Source organism: Arthrobacter sp. FB24, assembly GCF_000196235.1.
GTDB lineage: Bacteria > Actinomycetota > Actinomycetes > Actinomycetales > Micrococcaceae > Arthrobacter.
This window is the reverse complement of the sequence record NC_008541.1, coordinates 936,308-960,497: the sequence shown is the minus strand read 5'-3', so window position 1 is coordinate 960,497 and position 24,190 is coordinate 936,308. Positions and strand designations below refer to the sequence as shown.

25 protein-coding genes are annotated in these 24,190 nt (G+C 64.6%); 8 read left to right on the top strand and 17 right to left on the bottom strand.

From position 1 onward, the window contains the following. Positions 1–15: 15 nt before the first annotated feature. From ARTH_RS24385 to ARTH_RS04495, 10 genes are all read right to left on the bottom strand, one after another. On the bottom strand, positions 16–147 hold the full coding sequence (locus ARTH_RS24385) for a hypothetical protein (RefSeq protein WP_269534762.1): 132 nt from the start codon (positions 145–147) through the stop codon (positions 16–18). Positions 148–159: 12 nt separating this feature from the next. Further along, positions 160–927, bottom strand: a complete 768-nt coding sequence (locus ARTH_RS04535) for an SDR family NAD(P)-dependent oxidoreductase (protein ID WP_011690752.1) — start codon at positions 925–927, stop codon at positions 160–162. 93 nt (positions 928–1,020) lie between these two features. Further along, positions 1,021–2,022, bottom strand: coding sequence for a 3-hydroxyacyl-CoA dehydrogenase family protein (locus ARTH_RS04530; RefSeq protein WP_011690751.1), 1,002 nt, complete (start codon positions 2,020–2,022; stop codon positions 1,021–1,023). Between the two features lie 2 nt (positions 2,023–2,024). Further along, entirely contained in the window at positions 2,025–2,516 is a 492-nt protein-coding gene (locus ARTH_RS04525; protein ID WP_011690750.1) for a ribose-5-phosphate isomerase, read from the bottom strand. Continuing rightward, positions 2,513–4,291 (bottom strand): dihydroxyacetone kinase subunit DhaL, encoded by a 1,779-nt coding sequence (gene dhaL / locus ARTH_RS04520; RefSeq protein WP_043429427.1) that lies wholly within the window; start codon positions 4,289–4,291, stop codon positions 2,513–2,515. Before dhaL ends, ARTH_RS04525 begins: the two co-directional genes overlap by 4 nt. Before the next feature lie 96 nt (positions 4,292–4,387). Continuing rightward, positions 4,388–5,392 carry a sugar phosphate isomerase/epimerase family protein gene (locus ARTH_RS04515; RefSeq protein WP_011690748.1) on the bottom strand — a complete coding sequence of 335 codons (1,005 nt, stop codon included), beginning with the start codon at positions 5,390–5,392 and terminating at the stop codon, positions 4,388–4,390. A 163-nt stretch (positions 5,393–5,555) separates the two neighbouring features. After that, on the bottom strand, positions 5,556–6,263 hold the full coding sequence (locus tag ARTH_RS04510) for a GntR family transcriptional regulator (protein ID WP_011690747.1): 708 nt from the start codon (positions 6,261–6,263) through the stop codon (positions 5,556–5,558). A 176-nt stretch (positions 6,264–6,439) separates the two neighbouring features. Further along, positions 6,440–7,519, bottom strand: coding sequence for an alkene reductase (locus ARTH_RS04505; protein WP_011690746.1), 1,080 nt, complete (start codon positions 7,517–7,519; stop codon positions 6,440–6,442). An 82-nt stretch (positions 7,520–7,601) separates the two neighbouring features. Next, positions 7,602–8,657, bottom strand: a complete 1,056-nt coding sequence (locus ARTH_RS04500; RefSeq protein ID WP_011690745.1) for a 2,3-butanediol dehydrogenase — start codon at positions 8,655–8,657, stop codon at positions 7,602–7,604. A 133-nt stretch (positions 8,658–8,790) separates the two neighbouring features. Further along, positions 8,791–10,581 carry a flavin-containing monooxygenase gene (locus ARTH_RS04495; protein WP_011690744.1) on the bottom strand — a complete coding sequence of 597 codons (1,791 nt, stop codon included), beginning with the start codon at positions 10,579–10,581 and terminating at the stop codon, positions 8,791–8,793. 193 nt (positions 10,582–10,774) lie between these two features. Here ARTH_RS04495 and ARTH_RS04490 point away from each other — a divergent pair, with 193 nt between their 5' ends. Further along, entirely contained in the window at positions 10,775–12,061 is a 1,287-nt protein-coding gene (locus ARTH_RS04490; RefSeq protein WP_011690743.1) for a helix-turn-helix domain-containing protein, read from the top strand. A 37-nt stretch (positions 12,062–12,098) separates the two neighbouring features. Here ARTH_RS04490 and ARTH_RS23740 read toward each other — a convergent pair whose 3' ends face one another. Further along, positions 12,099–12,713, bottom strand: coding sequence for a PKD domain-containing protein (locus ARTH_RS23740; protein ID WP_232223578.1), 615 nt, complete (start codon positions 12,711–12,713; stop codon positions 12,099–12,101). Positions 12,714–13,042: 329 nt separating this feature from the next. Next, positions 13,043–13,513 carry a DUF6318 family protein gene (locus ARTH_RS23735; RefSeq protein ID WP_156810611.1) on the bottom strand — a complete coding sequence of 157 codons (471 nt, stop codon included), beginning with the start codon at positions 13,511–13,513 and terminating at the stop codon, positions 13,043–13,045. 478 nt (positions 13,514–13,991) lie between these two features. Between ARTH_RS23735 and bioB the strand changes: the two genes are divergently transcribed. From bioB to ARTH_RS04470, 4 genes are all read left to right on the top strand, one after another. Next, complete coding sequence (gene bioB, locus ARTH_RS04480; RefSeq protein ID WP_011690740.1) at positions 13,992–15,062, top strand: biotin synthase BioB; 1,071 nt, start codon at positions 13,992–13,994, stop codon at positions 15,060–15,062. Continuing rightward, on the top strand, positions 15,059–15,298 hold the full coding sequence (gene bsaP, locus ARTH_RS24515) for a biotin synthase auxiliary protein BsaP (RefSeq protein WP_011690739.1): 240 nt from the start codon (positions 15,059–15,061) through the stop codon (positions 15,296–15,298). The genes bioB and bsaP overlap by 4 nt, the downstream gene beginning before the upstream one ends. Before the next feature lie 40 nt (positions 15,299–15,338). Next, positions 15,339–15,773, top strand: a complete 435-nt coding sequence (locus ARTH_RS04475; protein ID WP_043430355.1) for a pyridoxamine 5'-phosphate oxidase family protein — start codon at positions 15,339–15,341, stop codon at positions 15,771–15,773. A 61-nt stretch (positions 15,774–15,834) separates the two neighbouring features. Beyond that, a complete protein-coding gene (locus ARTH_RS04470; protein ID WP_011690737.1) occupies positions 15,835–16,254 on the top strand; it encodes a very short patch repair endonuclease in 420 nt (139 codons plus the stop codon). A 12-nt stretch (positions 16,255–16,266) separates the two neighbouring features. Here the strand turns inward: ARTH_RS04470 and ARTH_RS04465 are convergent, their stop codons facing one another. Next, positions 16,267–17,595 (bottom strand): glycosyl hydrolase, encoded by a 1,329-nt coding sequence (locus tag ARTH_RS04465; protein WP_011690736.1) that lies wholly within the window; start codon positions 17,593–17,595, stop codon positions 16,267–16,269. Positions 17,596–17,720: 125 nt separating this feature from the next. Here ARTH_RS04465 and ARTH_RS04460 point away from each other — a divergent pair, with 125 nt between their 5' ends. Continuing rightward, the gene (locus ARTH_RS04460; protein ID WP_011690735.1) at positions 17,721–18,122 is read left to right on the top strand and encodes an Hpt domain-containing protein; all 402 of its coding nucleotides are present in this window, start codon (positions 17,721–17,723) and stop codon (positions 18,120–18,122) included. A gap of 51 nt (positions 18,123–18,173) precedes the next feature. Here ARTH_RS04460 and ARTH_RS04455 read toward each other — a convergent pair whose 3' ends face one another. After that, complete coding sequence (locus ARTH_RS04455; protein ID WP_043429424.1) at positions 18,174–18,476, bottom strand: helix-turn-helix domain-containing protein; 303 nt, start codon at positions 18,474–18,476, stop codon at positions 18,174–18,176. Between the two features lie 66 nt (positions 18,477–18,542). Between ARTH_RS04455 and map the strand changes: the two genes are divergently transcribed. Next, positions 18,543–19,325: a type I methionyl aminopeptidase gene (gene map / locus ARTH_RS04450; protein WP_011690733.1), complete on the top strand. Its 783-nt coding sequence runs from the start codon at positions 18,543–18,545 to the stop codon at positions 19,323–19,325. A gap of 26 nt (positions 19,326–19,351) precedes the next feature. On the opposite strand, the gene ARTH_RS04445 is transcribed toward map, so the two are convergent. Beyond that, a complete protein-coding gene (locus tag ARTH_RS04445; protein WP_011690732.1) occupies positions 19,352–20,104 on the bottom strand; it encodes a response regulator transcription factor in 753 nt (250 codons plus the stop codon). Between the two features lie 101 nt (positions 20,105–20,205). Between ARTH_RS04445 and ARTH_RS04440 the strand changes: the two genes are divergently transcribed. After that, the gene (locus ARTH_RS04440; protein WP_011690731.1) at positions 20,206–21,873 is read left to right on the top strand and encodes a sensor histidine kinase; all 1,668 of its coding nucleotides are present in this window, start codon (positions 20,206–20,208) and stop codon (positions 21,871–21,873) included. 12 nt (positions 21,874–21,885) lie between these two features. On the opposite strand, the gene ARTH_RS04435 is transcribed toward ARTH_RS04440, so the two are convergent. Then, positions 21,886–22,521, bottom strand: coding sequence for a TetR/AcrR family transcriptional regulator (locus ARTH_RS04435; protein ID WP_011690730.1), 636 nt, complete (start codon positions 22,519–22,521; stop codon positions 21,886–21,888). A gap of 404 nt (positions 22,522–22,925) precedes the next feature. Then, positions 22,926–24,182 (bottom strand): McrC family protein, encoded by a 1,257-nt coding sequence (locus ARTH_RS04430; protein ID WP_011690728.1) that lies wholly within the window; start codon positions 24,180–24,182, stop codon positions 22,926–22,928. Positions 24,183–24,190: the final 8 nt, after the last annotated feature.

The following is a 24,190-nucleotide window of genomic DNA, read 5'->3' as shown; positions in this document are numbered from 1 at the left end:
TTGGTACTTCGGGTCCTAGCGGGAGAAGGCGATGATCATGATCCCGGCGATGCAGGCCAGGATGCCCACTGCTAGGTAGATCTGTCGTCCGCGGCTCCAGGACCTAAGCCCCGTCGCCTGGGATGTTGCCGGTTTGTGCTGTGCCATGGGTGGCCTTCCCTAGTGCATGTAAAGTCCGCCATCCACATTCAGCGTCTGGCCGGAGATGTATCCGGCGTCCTCGCTGATGAGGAAGGCGATGGCTGCTGCGATGTCGCGTGTCGATCCGACCCGGTTGACCACAAGGTCCTTGGTGAGTTCGTCCTTGCGTTCCTGGCTGAGCGTGCCGCCCATGATGTCGGTGTCGATGGGGCCCGGGGAGATGGCGTTGACGGTGATGTCGTACTCCCCCAGTTCGCGGGCGGTGGAGCGGGTCAGTCCGATCACGCCGGCCTTTGCCACCGAGTACGGCGTTTTGGAGAACGTGCCGCCGCCCCGCTGTGCGGAAACGGAGGAGATGTTGACGATGCGCCCGATCCGGTTCTTGACCATGGATTCGGCCACGCGGCGGGTGGCGTAATGGACGCCGTTGAGGTTGATGTTCAGCACGCGGTCCCACTCGGCAGCGTCCAGCTCCAGGTACGGCACCGGTGAACTGACGCCGGCCACGTTGGCCAGGGCCACGATCTGCGGCAGCTCTGCTTCGATCTCGTCGATTGCATTGCGGACGGAAGTTTCATCGGCAACGTTGGCTCCAACCCCGAGGGCCCGGACACCATACTGGGCGGCCAGTTCCTTGGCTGCGGCCTTGCACAGGGCGTCGTCCAGGTCGATGATGCCGATGTTCCAGCCCTGCGCTGCGAGGTAGTTGACGGTGGCCCGGCCGATGCCGCGCTCGGAGACGGCTCCGGTGACGATTGCTGTGCGTTCTGAGGGGAAAATGCTCATGCTTGCTCCTGGATGAAGGGCGGATGGAAAGCTCCTGCCCGGCGATGGTGCCGGCGACAGGGCTCGTGCTTGTTGCTCGGCTTCTGGAACGGCCTAGTGGATCGGGGCGGGGCCGAGGTCTTCGAGAAGCTGCTGCATGGCGACGTAGGCCTTGTTGCGGTAGGCGATCAGCTCGGGGGTGCGTTCCGCCGGAACGTTGAGGAAGCCGGCGCCGGTCTTGGTGCCCAGCTTCCCGGCCTCCACCAGGTCCGTGAGGATCTTGGGGGTGGCGAACCGCTCCGGGAAGTCGGTCTGGAGCGACTTGTAGCAGAAGTTGTAGACGTCCAGCCCGGCCATGTCCGCAATGGCAAACGGGCCGAAGAACGGCAGCCGGAAGCCAAAGGTGGTGCGGACCAGCGTGTCCACGTCGTCCGCAGTCGCGATGCCCTGCTCCACCAGCTGCGCTGCTTCATGGAAGAGCGCGTACTGCAGGCGGTTGAGTACAAAGCCGGTGACGTCCTTGACGACGGCGGTCTGCTTGCCGGCAGCGTGCACCAGGTCGCGGACTGCGCCCACCGTGGTTGCGGAGGTGCCGGCGTGAGGGATGATCTCCACGCCGGGGATGAACGGTGACGGGTTCGAGAAGTGCACGCCGAGGAACCGTTCCGGGTTGGTAACCGGTTCGGACAGATCGGCGATGGAGATGGTGGAGGTGTTGGAACCGATGATGGCGTCAGGCCTGGCCGCTGCGCTGATGCGGGCCAGCGTCTGGTGCTTGATCGCGATGATTTCGGGGACGGCCTCCTCGATGAAGTCCGCGTCGGCCACGGCCTCCTCGATGTCCCTGGCTGCCCAGAGGTTCTGCTTCAGGATCTCTGTGGAACCGGCCGGGAACAGGCCGTCGGCCACAAACTGGTCCGATTCGGCGAGGAGGCGGTCGTAGTTGCTCTGCGCCACTTCGGCGGACACATCCGCCAGTGCCACGCGGGCACCGCCGAGCGCCAGGACCTGGGCGATCCCGCCGCCCATGTAGCCGGAGCCGACGACGGCGATCTTCCGGGCGCTGTTGGCCGCGCTGGAGGCCGCGGTGGTAGGGGTGTTTGCTGTTTCGGTCATGATCAGACTGCCTTCGTGTAGTCGGGCTCGTAAGAGCAGATAGCGTCCACCTTGGCGGCGGAGGATGAGGTCTCGTCGAAACGGTAGTCGAGCCATTCGCCCACCAGTTTCTTGGCCAGTTCCAGGCCGATCACGCGCTGGCCCATGGTGAGGACCTGGGCGTTGTTGCTCAGGACCGAGCGTTCCACGGAGTAGCCGTCGTGGGCGGTGACGGCGCGGATCCCGGGGACCTTGTTGGCCGCGATGGCCACGCCCAGCCCGGTGCCGCAGATCAGCAGGGCGCGGTCTGCCTCGCCTTCGGCCACTTTGCGGGCGGCGTCAACGGCGACGTGCGGGTATGCGGTCGAGTCGTTGGCGCCGACTCCCACATCCACCACGGACGCGACGCGGCTGTCCGCTTCGAGCAGCGCCTTCAGCGCTTCCTTGTATTCGACGCCCGCTTCATCGTTGCCGATGACAATGCGCCATCCTGCAGTGCTCTGGTCTGCGCTCATGATTGTGCTCCATTTCCGGCCGCGGAGGCGGCCAGCGGTGAATCCGTAAGTGGTGAACCCGTCAGTTCAGAATCGAGATAGTTCGAGATCCGGGCGGCGATCAGTCCAAAGGACACCGCGCCGGGATCGGGATGGCCCAGGCTCTTTTCCGCGAGCGGCCGCGCCCTGCCCTTGAGAGGCCGGAGCGAAGCGGTGGCCTCAGCGGCCTCCTGCGCAGCAGCCGCTGCTGAGGCGAGCGCCGCGCGTACCGGGGTGCCGCCGTCGAACGCGGTGAGGAAGGTGTCCCGGAAGGGCAGCAGCGCGTCAACCATCGTCTTGTCCCCCGGTTCCGCCTTGCCAAGTTCGGTGATGGCGTCCACGAAGGCGGTGACGGCAGCTGCCGCGTCCTCCCCGCCATAGGAGTCCTTGTTGCCGAGGGCCAGCCCGGCGGCGATCACGGCGGATCCCCACAGCGCCCCGGAGGTTCCGCCCGCACGTTCGCTCCATGCTTCGCCCGCGGACGTGAGGACACGTTCCGCCGACGCCCCGGATGCCGAGGTTTCCTCTGCTGCCGCTGCTGCTGCGTCCACGCCACGGCGCATGCCGATACCGTGGTCGCCGTCGCCCGCGATGGCGTCCAGGTTCCCCAGTTCCTCTTCATGCTCGACGACGACGCCCTGCACCTGGGCGAGCACGGCGGCGGCCAGCCGGCCCAACTCAGCTGCTGCCGCCGTCGTGTTCTCCGCTTCACCGGCCACGGCGTCTTCCGGTCCGGCCAGCTCACGGCGGGCCCGCGGAGCCAGGTTGCCCTTGCGGAAGGCGGGGGTATCGGCCGGAGCTGCCCAGAACTGCTCCAGTTCGTCGTCCAGCCACAGCAGCGTCAGGGAGAGCCCGGACATGTCCAGGCTGGTGACCAGCTCGCCGCATTCCGGTTCCACCACCGTCAGGCCGGCGGCGGTGAGGAGCTTTTCGATCTTCCCGAAAAGCAGGAACAGCTCGTCGTACTTGACCGTGCCCAGGCCGTTGACGATGGCCACCACACGGTTCCCGGCGTCGTCGGGCTTGTCCTCCAGGAGCCTGGAGACCAGCAGTTCGGCGAGTTCGGAGGCGGTGGGCATGGGGTGTTCGGAGATGCCCGGCTCGCCGTGGATGCCGAGGCCCAGCGACATCTGCCCGGCGGGCACGTGGAACAGCGGCGCGTCCGCTCCCGGCAGCGTGCAGCCGTCAAATGCCACGCCCAGGGAACGGGTGCGGTAGTTGGTCCGGATGGCCAAACGTTCGACGGCGTCGAGGTCCAGTCCTGCTTCCGCCGCGGCACCGGCAATCTTGAAGACCGTCAGGTCCCCGGCAATGCCGCGGCGCTTCTCGATCTGGTCCAGCGGAGCGCTGGCGATGTCGTCCGTGACCAGGACGGTGCGGGTTTCGATGCCCTCGGCGTTAAGCCGCAGCTGGGCCTGGCCGAAGTGGAGCACGTCGCCGGCGTAGTTGCCGTAGCTCAGCAGCACGCCGCCGCCCGCGTTGGCGGCCTTGGCCACCCGGTAGACCTGGCCGGCTGCCGGGGAAGCGAACATGTTGCCACAGGCGGAGCCCGTGGCAAGGCCCGGTCCCACGAGGCCTGCGAAGGCCGGGTAGTGGCCGGATCCGCCGCCCACCACCAGGGCCACTTGGCCGGCGGGCACCTCGGTGGAGCGGACCACGCCGCCGTCCACCCGGGCGACGTACCCGCGGTTGGCTGCCACAAAGCCGTCCAGTGCCTCATCCGCGAAATCAGCGGGGTTGTCGAAGATCTGGGTCATGGTTTCCTCATCGAATCCGTGTTGGAGAAGTAAAGCCGGGGTCTGAAATGGTGCGGCCGCCCCCGAATGCATGCCGGCCGCACCAAGCGCCGTGGATCAGACGCTGCTGAGTTCCGAGGCGGCGGGCAGCTGCCTCCCCTGCGCCACCTGGCTCTGCCCGAGTGCGTAGCCGTCGGTCTTGGGGAGGACGTGGCGGCGGAGGTAGTCCTGGTTGCTGGCCGTCACGCTGAGGCCGTCGCCGCCGTAGTGCTCGGTGCAGAGGATGCCCTGAAAACCTACGGACAGTGCGAGCTTGAAGGCCTCGCGGTAGTTGATGAGGCCGCTTTCCATCGGTGCCGGCATGGTGACATACATGTCGCGGGCCGTGTCCTCGTCCCGGATGTAGTTCTTCATGTGCCAGTAGTTGGAGTACGGCAGGGTCTTGGCCACCATCTCGCGCCAGTCCTCGATGGGGCGGTGCAGCCGGATCAGGTTGCCGAGGTCCGGGTTGAGGCCAACGTTTGAGAGGCCGATGTCCTGGACGAGCTGCACGGAGGAATCCGCGGTGCCCAGGTAGGTGTCCTCGTACATTTCGAGCGAGAGCAGGACGCCGACTTCGGCTGCGTGCCGGCCGAGCTCGCGGAGACGGGCGACGGCGTTGCCCCAGACTTCTTTGTCTCCCGACGGGTCTTTGTAGCCTTCGACCGTCCAGAACCAGAGCTGTTTCTGCTGTTCGGCCGTGATGGCCTGGTGGAGGCCGAAGGAGACGACTTCGCAGCCCAGTTCGGCGGCGGCGTCGATGGTGCGGTGGCTGTAGGCCAGGTTGGCTTCCCAGTTGCGTTCTTCGATGACGCTGCGGCGGATCGCGGAGATGACAGGGATGCCGATGCCTACGTTGGCTGCAGTCTGTTTGAATTCGGCGAGGCGCTCTGTGCTGAGGTCGCCGGGGCGGACCCAGCTGTCCGTGAGGTCCGCGTGTGCGAAGCCGGCTTCCTTGACCTCGGTGAGGACCTCGGCCCAAGCGGCGGCGTCGGCGTCGTTGATGTGGGTTCCCTGGGCGTCGGTGCCCGGGAACTGAAGCAGGGCCGCAGTAATGGGCCAGTTCTCGGCTGTGTAGGCCATGGTGTTCACTCCTTTGTGCGAATCCTGTTTCCTATAGGATCTACTTTCCATAGAGAGTTGTCAAGATCACACTCGGGGTGGTGGCAGCCCAACTAGCTAGCGGTAGACGTCGTGAAAAGGCGCCGTCACGACGTTAGCCGCCAGTCACTTCGGTGGGGCGGGCTTAGCTTTCCGGTGCGTCGGCGATGGCGCGGCCGCGGACTCTCCGGACGTGCTCGGCCATGGCCGCGGCAGCGGTTTCAGGGTCGCCCGAGGCCATCGCATGCAGGACGGCCTCGTGTTCGGCGATGGCGTTCTCCGCATCCGTGATGCCCACGCCGCCGAACAGCCGGAAGCGCTGAACCTGGCCGCCCAGGGCGGCATAGGCTGCCACCATGAACTGGTTTCCGGTTTGCTCGGCGATGAGCCGGTGGAAACGTTCGTCGGCTTCAAGGTAGTCGCGGTATTCGGCGAATGAGGGTCCCCGCGGCGCGGTCTTCAAGTCGGTCACCGCCTCTTCCAGCTGGGCGAGGCGCTCCGGAGTAAGCCGGCCGCAGGCAAGTCGGGCATTCACCGGCTCTATGGCGAGGCGGGCTTCCATGAGTTCGGCGAAGTCTTCGCGGGTGAACACCGGCGCCACCCGGTAACCCTTGAGCGCCACCCGGCGGACCATGCCCGTGTGTTCCAGCCGGGCAAGAGCTTCGCGGACCGGTGTGGGAGAAACGTCCAGGTCCCGGGCCGTGCCGTCGATGCTGACGGTGGCACCCGGTTCGAGCCGGCCATCCATCAGCGATTCCAGCAGTTCCTCGTAGACGTGGTCGGCCAGCACCTGGCGGCTCACAGGCTTGCCCTTGCGGCTGCCGGGACTGTTGATCTGGGACGGACGCTGCATGATCAGATCCTATAGGGTTGGCAGCCAGCGGCGGATTTGCCCGGTCACAATCGTGGTTTGGCCGCCACGGACCGGAGCCCGGAGCACTGCCGTTAAACGCACAACAGGCGGGCGCAATCGAGTTGCGCCCGCCTGGCTGCGGAGCTCGAGGGGCTCCAAATACAGAAGTGGAAGTGCTAGTTCTGCGACTCCTCGTAGAACGGGTAGTCCGTGTAGCCCTCTGCGCCGTCGGCATAGAAGGTTGCCTGGTTCGGTTCGTTGACCGGCAGGTCTTCGCGCCAGCGACGGACGAGGTCCGGGTTGGCGATGGCCGGACGGCCCACCACAACGGCGTCTGCGTGGCCGTCGGCCACCAGCGAGATGGCTTCCTCACGGGTGGTGATGACGCCAAACCCGGTGTTGACGAGGAAGTTGCCGTTGAAACGCGCACGCAGCTCCTGGACCAGCTCGCTGGTGGGTTCATTGTGCAGGATGCTCAAGTAGGCCAGGTTCAGCGGCGCGATCGCATCCACGAGCAGGCCATAAGTTTCGCGGACATCTGCGGCGTCCGTTTCGAGAGCGCCCTGGACGTTGTGTGCGGGTGAGATACGGATGCCCACGCGGTCCGCGCCGACGGCCTCAACCACAGCCTTCACAACCTCGATGACGAAGCGCGCCCGGTTCTCCGGTGAGCCGCCGTACATGTCCTCGCGCTGGTTCGACGACGGCGCGAGGAATTCATGCAGCAGGTACCCGTTGGCGGAGTGCAGCTCCACGCCGTCGAACCCTGCCTCGATCGCGTTCAGCGATCCCTGGACAATTTCCTGGCGGACGCCGGGCAGTTCGTCGGTAGTCAGGGCATGCGGGACGGGGTGCGCCTGCTTGCCCTTGTAGGTGCGGGTCTCGGCCTCCACGGCGATGGCGCTGGGCGCGACCACCGGGCGGCCGCCGTTAATGTCCTCGTGCGAAACCCGGCCGCCGTGCATGATCTGGGCAAAGATCCGGCCCCCTTCGGCATGAACGGCGTCCGTCACCTTCTTCCAGCCGGCAATCTGTTCCGGGGTGACAATGCCGGGCTGCCCGGGGTACGAGCGTCCGGCAGGGCTGGGGTATGTGCCCTCGCTGACGATCAAGCCAAGCGACGCGCGCTGGCGGTAGTGCTCCACAACGACAGGCGCAGGTACGCCCGCCTCGCCTGAGCGCAGACGGGTCAGCGGGGCCATGATCAGGCGGTTGGGCAGTTCAAGCTCACCGAGGGTCAACGGGGAAAACAGCATGCGCGATTCCTTTCACAGCGGATGGGGTCCACAGGTGCCAACTGCGAGGCGCATGCAACTATTCCGGGTGAGACCCGGATCACTACGGATGCACGATGATCTTCACCGCCGTGTCGTTGTGGTGGATCAGGGTGTCGAATCCCTTGTCCACAAGGTCATCCAGGGCGATCCGTCCCGTGATGAAGGGTTTGAGGTCCACTTTGCCTTCCTGGACAAGCTTGATGGCGGCCGCGTGGTCCCCGCGGTAGGCGATCGTTCCGCGAAGGTCGATTTCCTTGAGGACGATCTTCTGCATGTCTACGGTGGCCGGGCGTCCCCAGATGGATACGTTGACCACTACTCCGGCGGGCTTGACGACGTCGAGCATCATGTCCAGGACGGCGTTCACTCCGGCACATTCGAACGCGGCGTCCGCACCTGCTCCCCCGGTCAGTTCCAGCACCCGCGCCTTGACGTCGACTGCGCTGGGGTCGAGGACATGGTCCGCGACGCCGGAAGACGTGGCTTTCTCCTTGCGCGCGGCGGACAGTTCAGTCACCACGGTGGTGACGCCCAGCCCTTTCAGGACTGCGGCCGTGAGCAGTCCGATGGGGCCCGCACCGCCGACGACGGCGACGTCCCCGGCTTTCACGTCGCTCCGGCCGACGGCGTGATAGGCCACCGCTAGCGGTTCGATGAGCGCGGCTTCGTCGAGTGGAATGTCACCAACGGGATGGACCCAGCGTGAGTCGACCACGACCTTTTCGCTGAGCCCTCCTCCGCCGCCGGCCAGCCCGATGAAACCCAGCTTGGTGCACAGGTTGTAGTTGCCAGCCCGGCACGGACCGCATTCGTCACAGACGAAGTAGGGCTCTACCACCACGCTGTCGCCGACGGAGAGCCCGGTAACGCCCTCGCCCACTTCCTCAACAGTGCCGGAGAACTCGTGTCCCAGGGTGACCGGGGCCTCCTCATGTGACAGCGTGTGGGGCTGTCCGGGCGGCGGGGTAAAGATGGGCCCTTCCAGGAATTCGTGGAGGTCCGTGCCGCAGATCCCGCACCAGGCGATTGCAATCTTCACGGCACCCGGGCGCAGCTCCGGCTCCGGAATGTCTTCGATCCGAAGATCCTCGCGGGCGTGGAATCGTGCTGCTTTCATGGTTTTTTTCCTTCGCTTACGGGCCGTGGATGCACCCGGTCGGGCGCATCCACGGCATGTCGTTGGAGTGTCCCAGCAGGTGGCCGTCACCCCAGTGTGGTGCGCGGGAGTGTGATTGTCACGGCCATCCGGGTCAGCGCTTGTGGTGGGTGGGCTGGAGCTCGTAGACCGGCGTGGGCAGTCCCTCCATGCGGGCCTTGAGCTGCAGGGCAAGGTAGTTGGAGTAGTGACGGCTCTGGTGCAGGTTGCCGCCGTGAATCCAGAGGTTCTCCACGTTCGTGGGCTTCCACATGTTCCGCAGCTCCCCCTCCCACGGTCCCGGATCCTTGGGCGTGTCCGAGCCGAAGCCCCAGCATTTGCCGACGGCGTCCGCCACCTCAGGCGAGACCAGGTCGGCCAGCCAGCCGTTCATGGACCCGTAGCCGGTGGCATAGATGATGACATCGGCCTCCAGCTCGGCTCCGCTGTCCATGACCACCGCGTTGCCGGTGATCTTTGTGACCTGGCCGTTGGCGAGCTTGACCCGTCCGTCAATGATCAGCTGGGAGGCACCGACGTCGATGTAGTAGCCGGAACCGCGCCTCAGGTACTTGAGGAACAGGCCTGAACCGTCCACCCCGAAGTCCAGTTCAAATCCTGCGGCCTCAAGCTGGGAGTAGAACCCGGCATCGCGCCTGGCCATTTCTTCGTAGACGGGGATTTGGGCCTCCGGCAGGATCCGGTACGGCAGGGAGGCGAACAAGAGGTCGGCCTTCTCGGTGGTGACACCGTTGGCCAGGGCCTTCTCGGAGTAGAGATCCCCGAGCGCCAGGTCCATGAGCGACTCGCTCCGGGCTATGTGTGTGGAAGACCGCTGGACCATGGTGACTTCCGCTCCGTGTTCCCAAAGATCGGCGCAGATATCGTGGGCCGAGTTGTTGGACCCGATCACCACGGCCTTCTTACCTGTCCAGTCACCGCCGCCCGGGTGCTTGGACGAGTGGTACTGCTCCCCCAAAAAGGACTCGGCGCCGTCGAACGCTGGAACGTTTGGGTAGCCTGAGACGCCCAGTGCGAAAACGAGCTGCTTGGGCCGCAAGGTGACAGGTTCGCCGTCGCGCATTACCTGCACGATCCACTCCTGGGACGCTTCATCGAAGCGGGCGTTGGTGCACTCTGTCTTGGACCAGTAATTGAGCTCCATGATCCGCGTGTAGTGTTCCAGCCAGTCACCGATCTTGTCCTTGGCGGCGAAGACGGGCCAGTCGTCGGGGAACTTCATGTATGGCAGGTGGTCGTACCAGACGGGATCGTGAAGGTGGAGCGACTTGTAGCGGTTCCGCCACGAGTCACCGGGCTTCTCGTTCTTCTCGATGATGATCGTGGGGACCCCGAGCCGCCGCAGCCGCGCACCCAGTCCGATTCCGCCCTGCCCGCCGCCGATAATCACTGTGTAGGGCTGGTCCTGGTATCCCAGGCGGGCTTCCTGTTCCTCCTTGAGTTCCAGCCAGGACTTGCGGCCCTTACTGATCTCGTGGGCTACGCCCTTCTCCCGGTTGGGGCCCTTTTTCTCTTCGAATCCCTTGAGTTCCTTCATGGTGGTGAGCAGCGTCCAGCATTTGCCGTTGCGGAGGCGCAGGTGGGCATAGCCTCGGGCTTGGGCGGTTTCGAAGTCCACCCAGGCCTCGGTGTTCGCAGCGTCGCCGGTGGCATCCTCGGCGAGGGTCCAGTTGTCGGGTTGAACATCGCCGAGCGTCGCGTCCAGCATGCGCTTGATGGCGTCCTTGCCCTCGAGCGTCTTGAGGTTCCAGGTGAAGGATACGAAGTCGCGCCAGTAGGGTTCGTCTTCGAATAGCTGCAGTGCGGCATTGGTTTCCTTGCTGCGCAGCGCCTCTTCGAACTGCGCCAGCCAGGCCTCCACGATGCCGTTTGGTGTCTCAGGCATGATTCCTCTTCTCGTTGCTACGGTGGGCCGCTCCCGGTTCGCCTCGCGATGACCGTCCGTGACCCGCATCACAAGTAAAAGACGCCGGGGGTTACAATCGAGTGACACGGCGCCCTCCTTGGGAGAAGCTTCCGGCGACAAGCCGTCAGCGCGCGGCCCGGGAACGATTCGATGACGAGTTGGGAGATGGCGGATGCGGACCGGCACCGGTGCTTTCACGCATCTTCGCGACTTGAGATTTTCCGCACCGGCGGAGTACGCGCGCACGCTGCGCAAAGCCCACGAAGCCACGATTTCAGGCAGCCCCGACCCCTCGATTTCACCGGCCATCATAAGGTCCTGGCAGCGGTCGCTAGCGCTGGGCATCGACCCTGATCAGCACAGGCCGGTCCACCGGCACGAAGTGTCCGAGGCGCGGTCGCTCAGCGCCGGGCACCGCCTGGCCACAGTGATCCCGGCCTTGTCCCAGTTGCTGGCCGACGAGTCCGCCGCGGGCCGCCACCTGCTGATCGTCACTGACCAACAGGGTGAAGTGCTGTGGCGGGTGGGCAGCCGGCAAGCGCTGCGGCTGGCCGATTCCTTGGAGTTTGTGGAGGGCGCCGACTGGTCCGAATCCGGAGTGGGGACCAACGCCATCAGCGAGGCCCTCGTGACCGGAGCACCTGCTCAGCTGTTCTCTGCCGAACACCTGGTGCGCACGCATCACGACTGGGCCTGCACCGCGGCCCCCATCCGCGATCCGTTCACGGGAGAAGTCGTCGGGGTGCTCGATGTTTCCGGCCCCTTCGAATCGGTAACACCGGACAGCCTGCGCATGGTGCGCTGCGGCGTGCGGCTGGCGGAGGAGCTGTTGAAGTCTGCCGGTGCGCCTCGAAGGACCGATGCGCTTCGTTCCACGCTGACGCTGAGGTTATTGGGTGACAAACCGAGCGCCGAGGTCGACGGCGGTGCTCGTCTTCCGCTGACGCTGCGCCGTGCAGAGATCCTGGCGCTGCTGGCATCCAGGACCCAGGGATGGAGCGCCGACGAATTGGCGTACAGGCTGCACGGCGAGGACGGCGCCGCGACGGCGATCAGGACCGAGATGCATCGCATCCGCGGTGTCCTGGGCAACGTGGTGGAACCCAACCCCTACCGTTTCTCGTCGGCCGTCCGGGTGGTCACCGACGTGGCCGTGGTCGCCGACCATCTGCGGGGCGGACGGGTGGCGGACGCGCTGGCCGCTTATCCCGCGAAGCTGCTCAACCGTTCGGCGAACTTATCCGTTGAGCTGATGCGGGACGAACTCAATGAAGCCATGGGGGCTTCGGTCCGCTCCAGCGGGGACGCCCAACTCATCATGCGGTGGTGTGCGAGCGACATGGGTGCGTCAGATGTCGAAGCGGCCGCTGCGATGGCGAGCCTGATCGGACCGGGCGATCCGCGCTTTCAACTGGTCCGGGCGCGGATGGAACGGGTCGACCGGGAATTGCAGTCCTGACGGGGCTGGGGGTGTGGGGTGTGGCTCTGGTGTTGGCTTACGGGGCTGGCGGTGCCGCGCCCGGGCAGCCTTGGCCTTGCGGGTTCTTGATGCAGTCGTCAGCGTAGTTGCGGGTGATAGAGCGCCAGACACTGATGGTCTGCGGTGGTGAACTGAACTGACCTTGGCCCGGGATAGGCAACGGCGGTCCATTGTTGACGGAGTACGTTCCTTGGAAGTGGGTGGTGAGCACCACCTGGAAGTCGCCGGTCTGCGTATAGATGTGGCTGGTGCGGGTCTTTTCACCCCACCGGTCCTGCGGCAGGGGACCGCCTGCCGAGGGCTGGGGTCCGAACGTGGTTCCGTCGCCGTAGTTCCACGTGTATTGGACCGGAGTCGCCACCACGTGGACCTTCTGCGCCAGGATGGTGATGTCGAACTGCTGTTCCGCCGAGTCAGCGAAGACGTTCGTTTCAGCTCCGCGGAGGGTGTGCGGACTCGGCTGGGCCGTCACCGTCCCTACAGACACCGGCAGTTTCTGGAACTCGCTCTGAATCACGGCCGCGATGCGGGGAAGCAGGTCCTCCGGCTTCGGATCGAACAGGCACGTCGGTCCAGAGTGGAACGTCCACACCGGGTTCGAAATCCCCTTAGGCGCCTTCAGCCACACCACCGGGATTCCGTCTTTGCCATCGGGGCCGTTCTTGCACTCCAACTGCCTCGCCAAACACGGCGTATCGAAATCGGCACCCCCCAGGTGGCATTGGAGTTCGTACTTGTACTGATTGGGGTCCGAATCGGGGGCACCGGGCTCCCGAGGACCAACTTTTCCCGTGGATGGATCCACAGTCCACGCATCGACTTCCACGCCGTGATTCCCGAAGCCCGAGTCAACTCCACTATCACCCTCGGTCGCAGCCGCAGGGACATAAGATCCCGTAACCAGGGCGCAGAGGATGGCAACTACTAATACCGACTGGCTTCCCCGAAGGATGTGACTCTTCATCGAATCGGATGTAGTCCGTTGAGATACCAACCGCCGTCCTTGAATTCCACCAACAACACATTCCCCGTGTCGGAGGGAGGCGTGGGCGATCTGAATTCGCTACCCCCCGGGGCGAAGTAGGAAATAGCTGCCTGCTGAACTTGGACTAATACTTGGTACGAACCGTCCGGCTCGGGTTCAAAAGTGGTTGTGACCGATGGCGTTATCAGCTTTCCACCCGCGAGCCACCTGTCGCCTGCGTAGTTCTTTGTAAGTGAACCGGTGATATTCGAGCAAAGCTCACATGTTGGGGACGTCAACATTTCCACGCCAGAAACATCCCCGGTTTCGTAGGCATAGTTCAGCAGTTCGAACCAGTGGCCCGAAAAGGCTAGGAGCCCCTCCTTCGTCTCCGCTTTCGCGGCCTCAGGCAACACCGGGACAGGAACGTTTTGCGCTTTGCCCTTCGCATCTGCCGGCTTGTACACGGCGCTTGGAGTCGGGGTGGGGCTCGGCGTGACCGTAGCCGACGCTGACGCAGATCCCGACGCTGAAGTGCTTTCACTTCCCGGCGGAGTGGCACCCCCATTGCACGCGGTGAGCATCAGAGCAGAGGCGGCGACAACAGCAGCGGCCGAATAGCGCAACCGTGCGAAAGGCGAAGTATGAGATGTCATGGGCAGCTATTCCCCCGATAGTTTCAAGACGTCCGGGCCGCCCGCAACAACTCCGGGCGGTGGTTAAAGGGTAACTGAGGTCACACTTTGATGCTCAAAGTTATCCACAGGTGCTTTCTCCGGTCTACCACTCAGGACGCCAACCAGAAAAATCACACCGACTCCGTCACAAAGCAATTCGGCTTCCCAATCCCCATGCCCGCCGTTTGTTGATACCCCACAAAAACACCAGTCAAAAGCCAAACTAGCGTCGTTGAAGACCAGACGATCCCGCGAAAAGGACCCATCAATGACGATCCAGGCAAATGTCCCCACCGGCGACGAAACAAGCGACGAAGCAAGCCGTCAAACGTCAAATGAGGCCAGCTCCGAAATCCTTGAAACCGCCCGCCAACAGGTCCTCGAAAACGGCGTCGGCCTGACGCAGGCGCAGCTCGAGGAATTCCTCCGCCTCCCGGACGAAGCACTTCCCGCCGCCCTGCAACTGGCCCACGAGGTGCGTCTGAAGCACTGCGGCGAGGACGTCGAAGTGGAAGGCATCATCTCCATCAAGACCGGCGGCTGCCCCGAGGACTGCCACTTCTGCAGCCAGTCCGGCCTCTTTGACAGCCCGGTAAGAGGCGTCTGGCTCGACATCCCGGAACTGGTCAAGGCCGCGAAGGAAACCGCCGCCACCGGGGCCACCGAGTTCTGCATCGTCGCCGCCGTCCGCTGCCCCGACATCAAGCTCATGAACCAGATCAAGTTCGCGATCGACCGCATCAACGAAGCCGTGGACATCAACATCGCCTGCTCCCTGGGCATGCTCACCCAGCGCCAGGTGGACCAGCTCGCCGAATGGGGCGTGCACCGCTACAACCACAACCTCGAAACCGCCCGCAGCTATTTCCCCGAAGTCGTCACCACCCACAGTTACGAAGAACGCCTCGAGACCTGCAATATGGTCAAAGCCGCTGGCATGGAACTCTGCTGCGGCGCCCTCATCGGCATGGGCGAAACCTTGGAACAGCGCGCCGAACTCGCCGCCCAGCTCGCAGCCCTCGAACCCCACGAAGTCCCGCTGAACTTCCTCAACCCCCGGCCCGGGACCCCGCTCGAAAACCAAGGAATCATGGACGGCAAAGACGCCCTCCGCGCCATCGCCGCGTTCCGCCTCGCCATGCCCCGCACCGTCCTGCGCTATGCCGGCGGAAGGGAACTGACCCTCGGGGACCTCGGCACCCGCGAAGGCCTCCTCGGCGGGATCAACGCCGTCATCGTCGGCAACTACCTCACCACCCTTGGCCGCCCCGCCACCGCAGACCTCAGCCTCCTCGTCGAACTGAACATGCCCATCAAAGAACTCCAGAAGACACTATGAACGGGGTTCCGACCAGCTCAACCACCGGTGACTTTTGTGGTCACTGCGGGGAGCCCGACGACGGCAGTGACGCCCCGACGTCGGGCGTTCACGGCCGTTGCGGCGAGCGTCTCGCGCTGGAACCGCCCCGCTACTGCGCCGCCTGCCGGCGCCGCATGAAAGTCCAGGTGACTCCGCTCGGGTGGACAGCTGAATGTTCCCGTCACGGCACCACCGAAATGAGAATGCGTCCTTAAGGCACTGGCCATTGCCTGCCTCTGCCTGAACAATATGCTCATGATGTTCACACACGCAGACGGCAACCCCATTCTCAACCTTGACGATGACCAGTCGTGGAAGCTCATTGAGGGCACCAAGCACGGCCGGCTGGTAGTGACCGTGGCCGGCGAACCGGATATCTTCCCGGTCAACTACGCCGTGAGCGCACGGAAGCTCTACCTCCGGACAGCTCCGGGCAACAAGCTTGCTGAGCTGACCATCAACGCCAAAGTCCTCTTTGAGACGGACGGCATCATGTCTGACGAGGCTTGGTCCGTGGTGCTTCGCGGCACAGCACGGGTCCTCGACCAGTCCGCTGATATCGCGGCCGCGGAATCACTCGGCCTCAAGCCCTGGGTACCCACGTTGAAGGACTTTTACGTTGAGATTGAGCCGGTTTCGGTCAGCGGACGGCACTTCCAGTTCGGCGAACATCCGGAACGCGAAATCTAGGGAATGCGTCCAGGCCCGGCGGCGGGGCGCCGCCGGGTTTACGGCCGCCTAGACTTAAACCATGGCTGACCAGCTGACTCCCGAACGGCGAAGCTGGAACATGTCCAGGATCCGGGGCAAGAATACCAAGCCGGAACTGCTGGTGCGGAGCCTGTTGCACTCAAAGGGCTACCGCTACCGCCTGCACGGCAGCGCGCGCGGCGGCAAACTCCCCGGCAACCCGGATCTGGTGTTCGCAGGACGGCACAAGGTCATCTTCGTCAATGGCTGCTTTTGGCATTTCCATGACTGCAAAGCGGGGCAGCACGCTCCCAAAGCGAACGCGGAGTTCTGGGATACAAAACGGACACGGACCAGGAACCGCGACGCCGAACAGCGCCGCCTCCTGGAAGCGACAGGATGGCAGGTGCTCACCGTCTGGGAATGCGAACTCAAGGACGTCTCCGCCTTGGAGGAACAGCTGGAGCGATTCCTCGCCTGAACACGGGCCTGACTACGATGCCCGGCGGGCAGCCAGCGCAGCGCTGAACGCCGTAGCCGACGCCTCACTGCTGTTGATTCGCCAGTCCGTTTCCTTCTGCAGGTGGAACCAGACGAAGCCCACGACGTCCGGCTGCGCTGCCAGGTAGCTCACCAGATCGGTATTCCACTGTGCCTTGGAGCCGCCTGCCTCAGCGGACGCAGTTTCGGCGATCAGGATGGGGAGCCCGGGCGCGAGTGTCCGCAGCTGGGCTATCCCCGGCGCAAAGAGGTCCTGCGGCGACGTCCAACTGCTCCACGAGGCCGAGGTGCCCCAGTTGTATCCGTCGAGGGCCACACTGTCCACGTAGCCGGCGCCCGGGAACAGCCCGGCGAGATCGGTGGATCCAAAGTAGGGAACATTCGGGCTCCACACCCAGGACACGTTGCTGGCACCCGTGGCCGCTACGACGTCGTGCACATGCCGCCAGGCCTGCACGTAGTCGCCGGACTGGTTGCCGTTCACGCCCTCGGCCCACGGGTACCAGTTGCCGTTCATCTCATGCGCAAACCTCAACTGGACGGGCTGGGCCCACGACGCCAGTGCCTGCCCCCACTGCGTAATGTAGGCATCGAAGTCGCCGGCCGCGATCCGGTCCAGGGCATAGGCCGGCTGCGTGAGCCCGCCACCCCATGCCCACGGCTCCCAGGTCACCAGCGGAACCGCACCGCGCGCCCGGACGGCGTTCATCTCGGCGATCGGCGGCGCCTGCAGGAAGTCCTTGTAGAAAAGCACACTCGACGGGCTCTCCCCCGCAAGCCGTGCGACTTCATCCAATTCGGCACTGGCCAAGGGCCCGCCCGCCGTCGCCACCCCGAAGCGGAGCGCCGCCGTGCTGACGGGAGGGATGGCGGGAGCAGAAGAAGTAACCGTGAAAACGGATGAAGCCTTAATGGACGAAGTCTTGGCCGTGATGGTCAGCGGTCCCGGGGCTGCCGCAGGAATGGTGATCGAGGTACTGAAGGCACCGGACGCCGCAGTCTTGAAAGAGAAGGTGGAGGACCCGATTATCACGGTTCCCGTGGTGGAAACCTTGAACCCTGTTCCGCTGACTGTCACGGTCGAACCTTCCGGTCCGGTGGTCGGGTCGAGGTACACATGGGCTGCCGTTGCGGGCGCTGCCTGGACTGGCTGGACGGCAGCCAGGGTGACACCCAGCCCCACGATCAGACCAGTAATAACGTTTCTCACGATCCTGAACACAGCGGTCCCCGCAATCGGCTGGTGGCCTCGCTGGCCACGGGTCACTTCGGTGCCGGCAGGCACTTGTCCCGATCCTAAACGCAGTTTGCGGAGTCCCATCAAGATTGGCACAAATTTTTTCGGAAACCGCGTTCCACGCCCGCCGGAGCCCTACTGTAAAAGAGGCAAGGTTGTGGCCGCACCCGTTTATCCCGGAAGTGCAGCGCCAAGGGAAGGGGTGTCCAATGGATGGACAGGATGGCGTTAGCCAGCTGTACGTTGACCCCTCCGTGCTTGAAACACTCCGCTGTGAGCTTGAGCCCGATGCCGAGTACTGCGCCGTTTTCGTCAACAGCTATATCCAGCAATTGCCGCGGCGGCTGGACCGGCTCCGACATGCTGTGGAAGCCATGGACTTGGACGCGGCCATGGACGCCGTCCTCAGCGTAAAGACTTCCAGCATGATGGTGGGTGCCGCCTACCTGGGCAGGCTCGCGGATGAGCTCGAAACCATCCTGAAGCACTTGGAGTCCCACCCGGAAACTGTGGCGGAGCAACCGCCCCGGCTTCAACTGGCGCTCCTGGAAAGTATGGATGCGTGCACGGATCAGACCGTCGCCGGCCTTTCGGCGGCGGCAGCGGCCTAATTCCGGCCGCTCCCAACGCAGCCGCTCCCAACGCAACTGTGGGATTGAACCCTACGAGGCCAACCGTTCACGTGCCTTCTGACCGGAGCCGGCCGGACCAACGCCATCTTCGGCCCTGCTGATCTCGGCCCAGACCGTATCAAGGGAGAGCCCGAGGACGTCGGCGATCGCGGCGATGGTGGAGAAGGCAGGGGTGGCCACCCGGCCCGATTCGATCTTCCGGAGGGTTTCCGGTGAGACACGCGCATCGAGCGCGGTCTCGAGCATCGAGCGTTCTCCCCTGGCGCGACGCAACAGCGCACCGAGGCGCTGTCCGCGTTCGACTTCAGCGGATGTGAGCGGCAACCTGACCATGGCTCCAATTCTAATACCGGGATAATATGGCCGGGATAGTTATTGGTTGCGTAGGAAAGGCGCCGCATGATTGAGATTCTGAACCGCACCGAACTGGCCCGCGCAAAAGTGACAGGTGCGCTGGTCGCTGACATCTTGCACACACTGAAGCGCCGGAGCACCGTCGGCACAAACCTGCTGGACATCGACCGATGGGCAGCGGCCATGATCGTTGAGGCCGGAGCACTGTCCTGTTACATCGACTACGAGCCGTCCTTCGGACGAGGGCCGTTCGGCCACTACATCTGCACGGCCGTCAACGACGCCGTCCTCCACGGACTGCCCCACGACTACAGGCTCGCCGACGGCGACCTGCTGACACTCGACCTCGCCGTCTCCAAAGACGGAATCGCTGCAGACTCTGCGATCAGCTTCATCGTGGGCGATTCCAGGCCACCGGAAAGCGTCGCGATGATCGACGCGACCGAGCGCGCCCTCAGCGCAGGAATAGCAGCTGCCGGACCCGGGGCTCGCATCGGCGACATCTCCCATGCCATCGGATCGGTCCTCAGCGAGGCGGGGTACCCGATCAACACCGAGTTCGGAGGTCATGGCATCGGATCAACCATGCATCAGGACCCGCACATTGCGAACACCGGACAGCCCGGCCGCGGGTACAAACTGCGCCCAGGGCTGCTGCTAGCGCTCGAGCCATGGGTCATGGCCGACACCGCCAGGCTCATCACTGACGCCGACGGGTGGACGCTCCGAAGTGCCACAGGCTGCCGGACAGCACACAGCGAGCACACGATCGCAATCACCGACGACGGAGCAGAGATCCTCACCGTGCCGACGCAGGCCCGGCCCTGAGGCCGAAGCCGGCCCGCAGCCGCGGATCAGCGCTCGGCAGGGGCCAACCGGTAGCCCACTCCGCGGACGGTCTGCAGCCAGCGCGGGTTCTGCGGGCTGTCGCCCAGCTTCTTGCGGAGGTTTCCCATATGGACCTCGACGGACCGTTCGTCCGCTTCTGAGATGTAACCCCCGACGTCGTACGGTTCGTCCCGCAGCCGCCTCACCAGTTCGGATTTGGTCCGCACCATCCGCCCTGCTTCCAGGAGTGCGTGCAGCAGATCGAATTCGGTGCGCGTCAGGTGCAGTTCGCGCCCGTCGACACTCACGGTCCGCGCCTCGTAGCTGAACTCAAGCCCGTTGTGCGTGAGTGTCCGGCCGGTGTCGGCTACGGCGGGTGCCTTGCCGGCGGCGGAAGAGTCCGACGTCGAACGCGGACGCCGCATCATGGCGGCGACACGCGCACGCAGCTCCCGGGGACGGAAGGGCTTCGTCAGGTAGTCGTCCGCGCCGGATTCCAGTCCGATGAGGGTATCCAGTTCCTCGGCGCGCGCCGTCAGCATCACGATGTATGCGTCGGAGAACTCCCTGATCTGGCGCGCCACTTCAAAGCCGTCGATGTCCGGAAGGCCCAAGTCCAGGGTGATGACTGCCGGGTTGAGTTCCTTGGCCGCAACGACGCCGGCCGCCCCGCTGCTCGCGACTTGGACGTCGAAGCCGGCCTGGACCAGCACCACGCGCACCAGCTCACGGATGTCGTGGTCATCCTCGATTACCAGACCCACACGTGATTCACTCATCGCAGCCCCCTCAGTCCGCTCGATACCGTCAGAAGTATAGCGCCCGCCGGATATCGTGGGGGTATGCGTCCATTAAACCGCACCTCAACAACCACCCGGCCATGAGCGGCAACGTCGCCTGGGACATCAAGTCCGGCCGGATTCTCTTCTTCCGACGGCCGTTCCACGAGTATTCGCTCCGGGGACGGGTCACCCTGAGTCAGATGCCGTTGTCCATCACGGTGGCGCTCACGGCCGTCCTCATGCTGTTGTTCTTCCCGGGGACGCTGGGGAATCCCCTGTTCATCGCGTTCCTGGCCACGCAGGTCCTGATCCTGGCGCTGTGCTTCTTCATTCCCTGGCATCGGCTGCCGTTCGCCAGCTTCCTTGTAATTCCCCTCCTTGACTTCGTCTCGATCGCGCTCGGCAGGGAGGGCGGGCAGGAGGGCCTGACCGGCATCAGCCTGTTGGCGGTTTTTCCCGTCATCTGGCTGTGTGCTTCGGGGCTGTACCCCCGCACCGCCCTGCTGGTCTCCTTCCTCGCTCCCCTCTCCATCATCTGGGTGCCGTTGTTCCTTCACGGCAACGTCACCGGACAGGACCTGGCGCGCTCCCTGCTGCTGCCGGTGATGATGCTGGGGATCGGCGTTTCCGTGAGCGTGCTGACGCTCAGCATGGTCCGGCAACAGCGAGACCTTGAGGAGAAGGATGCCCAGCTGCGGGTCACCCTCAAAGAGAGCAAGCGGCAGGAGGAACTGCTCAATTCGGTGCTGGAAACGGTGCACATGGGCGTCCTGGCGGTGGACGCGGACGGGCACGACATCCTCATGAACCGGAAGCAACGGGAAAACCACCGGCTTGCCACACCTGCGGGAAACGACGACCCCAACGAATCCCAGCTCCTGGTGTTCCAAGCCGACCGGACCACAACCGTCCCGGTCGAGCAACGGCCTGTCCGTCGCGCCGTGATGGGCGAGAGCTTCACGGACAACCTGGTGTGGCTGGGCAGCGGCAGCGAACAGCGCGCCATCACCACCAGCGCCCGCGCCATGCGGGACCAGGACGGCGCCTTCGCCGGCTCGGTGATCGTCTTCAGCGATGTCACGGACCTGGTTAATGCCCTGGCGGCCAAAGACGACTTCGTGGCGAACGTTTCCCACGAGTTCCGCACGCCGCTGACCTCAATCCTCGGTTACGTGGAACTGCTGCTGGACGACCATGACGGCCTGCGCGCTCCCCACCGCGAAGCGCTCATGATCATCCGGCGAAACGCTGAGCGCCTGCTCGGCCTGGTGTCGGACCTGCTGGCAAGCCGGAGCGGGCAGCTTATCGTCAGCCCGCAGGCTGTGAACGTGGCTGAACTTGTCCGGGCCAGCATCAGCGCCGCGCTCCCCCGTGCCGCCGCCGCAAAGGTGCGGCTCCGTGCGGACGCTCCTGAACGGCTGGAGGCCCACGTGGATTCCGGCCGCATGTCGCAGGTACTGGATAACCTCGTGTCCAACGCCATCAAGTACTCGCCGAACGGCGGTGACGTTGTGGTGTCGCTGGACTCGGACGGGTCCCACCTGGTCTGCCGGGTGAGCGATACCGGCATGGGCATGAGCGACAAGGACCAAGCGGAGGTCTTTACCAAGTTCTTCCGTACCGGCAATGTGCGGAACACTGCCATCCCGGGCGTAGGGCTGGGCCTATCCATCAGCAAGGCCATTGTTGAAGCACACGGCGGAAGCATCCAGCTTCGGAGCGCACTCGGAGAGGGCACCACATTCACCGTCAGGGTGCCTGTCTAAGGCACGGACCGCCTAGGGCACGAACTGCGCAATCAATGTCCGTGCCATCGCCTGCGCGCGCTTGGCGGCATCGGCGTCGCCTTCGGTCGCGGAGATGATGGACCCCTTCATGAGGATGTGCCATGAACGGGAGAAATCCTCGGTGTCCCGGAGCCCCGCCTCCTCGGCCAGTTGCTGGACGTGGCCCCGGATCCGGGCGAGGTAGTCGATGCTTGCCCGCCCCAGCGGATGTTTGGCACCCATTTCCAGGAGGATGTTGATGAAGGAGCATGCCTCAAAATCATCGCGCCGGAACCAGTCGCCAAAGACGTCGAAGATCGCCAGGAGCTGCTCCGTGGGCGTTCCGCCGCGGCGGCGCGCGTCAGCGACAATCGTATCCACGGTCCACAGCCGGTCCCGCTGCTCCAGGAAGGCGAGTACCAGTTCATCCTTGGAGGCAAAGTGCCGGTAGAAGGTTGCCTTGGCCACACCGGCGCGGCTGATCAGCTCATTGACGCCCACATCGCGGACCCCGCGGCGGGCAAAGAGTTCGTAGGCTGTATCGACGATCCGCTGCCGCGCGTCGGCACCATTAACTGCAGCCCCACCCTCCAGGGCGGGCTGGACCGGCGCAGGCTGAATCACTGCAGGGTCTGGCATGGGGTTCATTGCAAATAGTCTAACGCAAAGGGGAGACAGACTTGTCTGTCTGAGATAAAATTCTCTACATTCCGGTCGGTCGAATTCCCAGGCGTTTGAGCCAGAGCGCTTGTGCCACAGGAGGGTAGGAGATGCCGAAAAAATTGTTGTCAGCCGCAGAATCCCATCAGGGCAACTCGCGGCAGACGCGGTCCGGGATCCATGCCGTTGGGGGCCCGTCCGCGGGCGCGTGAATCTTGAGCCGATTCGTCACCAGTCGTGGGAAATCATCAACGCAATCCTGACGGACACCGATCCGGAAGGGTCCGAAATCCGCAATCAGCTGCGTCGTTGCCTCAACAAGAACCGAGGCAACCCTGAGAGGGCCTTGCTCATGCACCTCATGTCAATGCCGGGCCGCACCGCGCCCGTCGTCATTGATTAAGTCCTGCCTGCCGCACCACTTCGCCCCAGGACTGCTGTGCCAGGTCGGCAACCGCTGCCAGGATGTCCGACGGCGGCAGGGAAAGATCAAGCGGGTACTCCACCACGTCGATATCCGTATTAAGGATGCGGCGGAGCTTCATTTCCCCCGCGCCTGCGTACACCAGCCAGGCGGTCGGTACGCGTAGGGCCGTGCAGTAGGCCAGCATCTGGAAATGGTCCGCCGACAGGGATGCGCCCTGGTCAGTCGCGGCCCGGTACTTCGTGTCGTAGACCACCACGGGACGGCCGCCAAGCAGGTGCACCGCGTCCGGATTCACCGTGAGCCGGTCGGAATCACGCACGGCCTCGTTCAGCAGGGCGTTGTACTGCAGCCGCATCTCGCCGGGATAGGCCGTCATGGCTTCGCGGAGGGCCGTGCCCACAAAGTCCTCGAAGACCTGCCCCATGTCCACCACGAACGACGCCGTCTGCTGCTTGCCGTCTCCCGCCTCGGCTGAGGCGTTGCGCAGGATCACTTCGGACAGGCGGAGCACCGCGTGGTACCGGGTGTTCATCCTGGTGGCCTGCCACGGCGGAAGTGGCGCTCCGGGCCGAAGGCGCGTGACGGCGTCGAGCTTTCCCAAGAGCAGCCGCAGGCGGCTCTGGACGTCCGGCCGAACGCGCGGGACCCGGGCCATGCGCTCCAGCGCGGCCCGCAGGATGCGGTTCTCGGCAATGTCTTCAGTGAATTCGTCATAGGAAACTTCCAGCGGCACAAGCATTCCGGGCCGGCGCGAAATCTGGTCCGAGATCCGGATCCGGCCCTTCACCGTCCGCAGTGATTCGTCCACGGTGAGGTAGCCCTGGAGGACTCCGCGGCTCAGGGCACGGTCTGCCAGCTGCACCAGCGACACGGCGAGCGCGCTCCACAGATCCGGGTCCTCGACGGCGGCCACCGGGTCTTCACGGAAGCCCTGGTTTCCCGCATAGCTGAGGAGGAACAGCAGCCGGCTGAGGCCCAGGCGGTCCTTGGGCCGCACTTCCAGCTGCACGGTCGGCGTCCGCACCGACCCGACCATGCCCACCGGCTCGATCCTGAAAAGGCCCATCCCCATGGGAGACGCCTTGGCCAGGCCGCTGGCGTTCACGAACGCGGCGCTGGCGGGGTCCAGCTTGTCCACCACGCCGCCGGACAGCTCATCCAGCACGATGTGGCGGACGGCCTTGCCGGCACTGGAGGGCTGGCGCGCCGGCCGGGGCGGCATGGCGACAG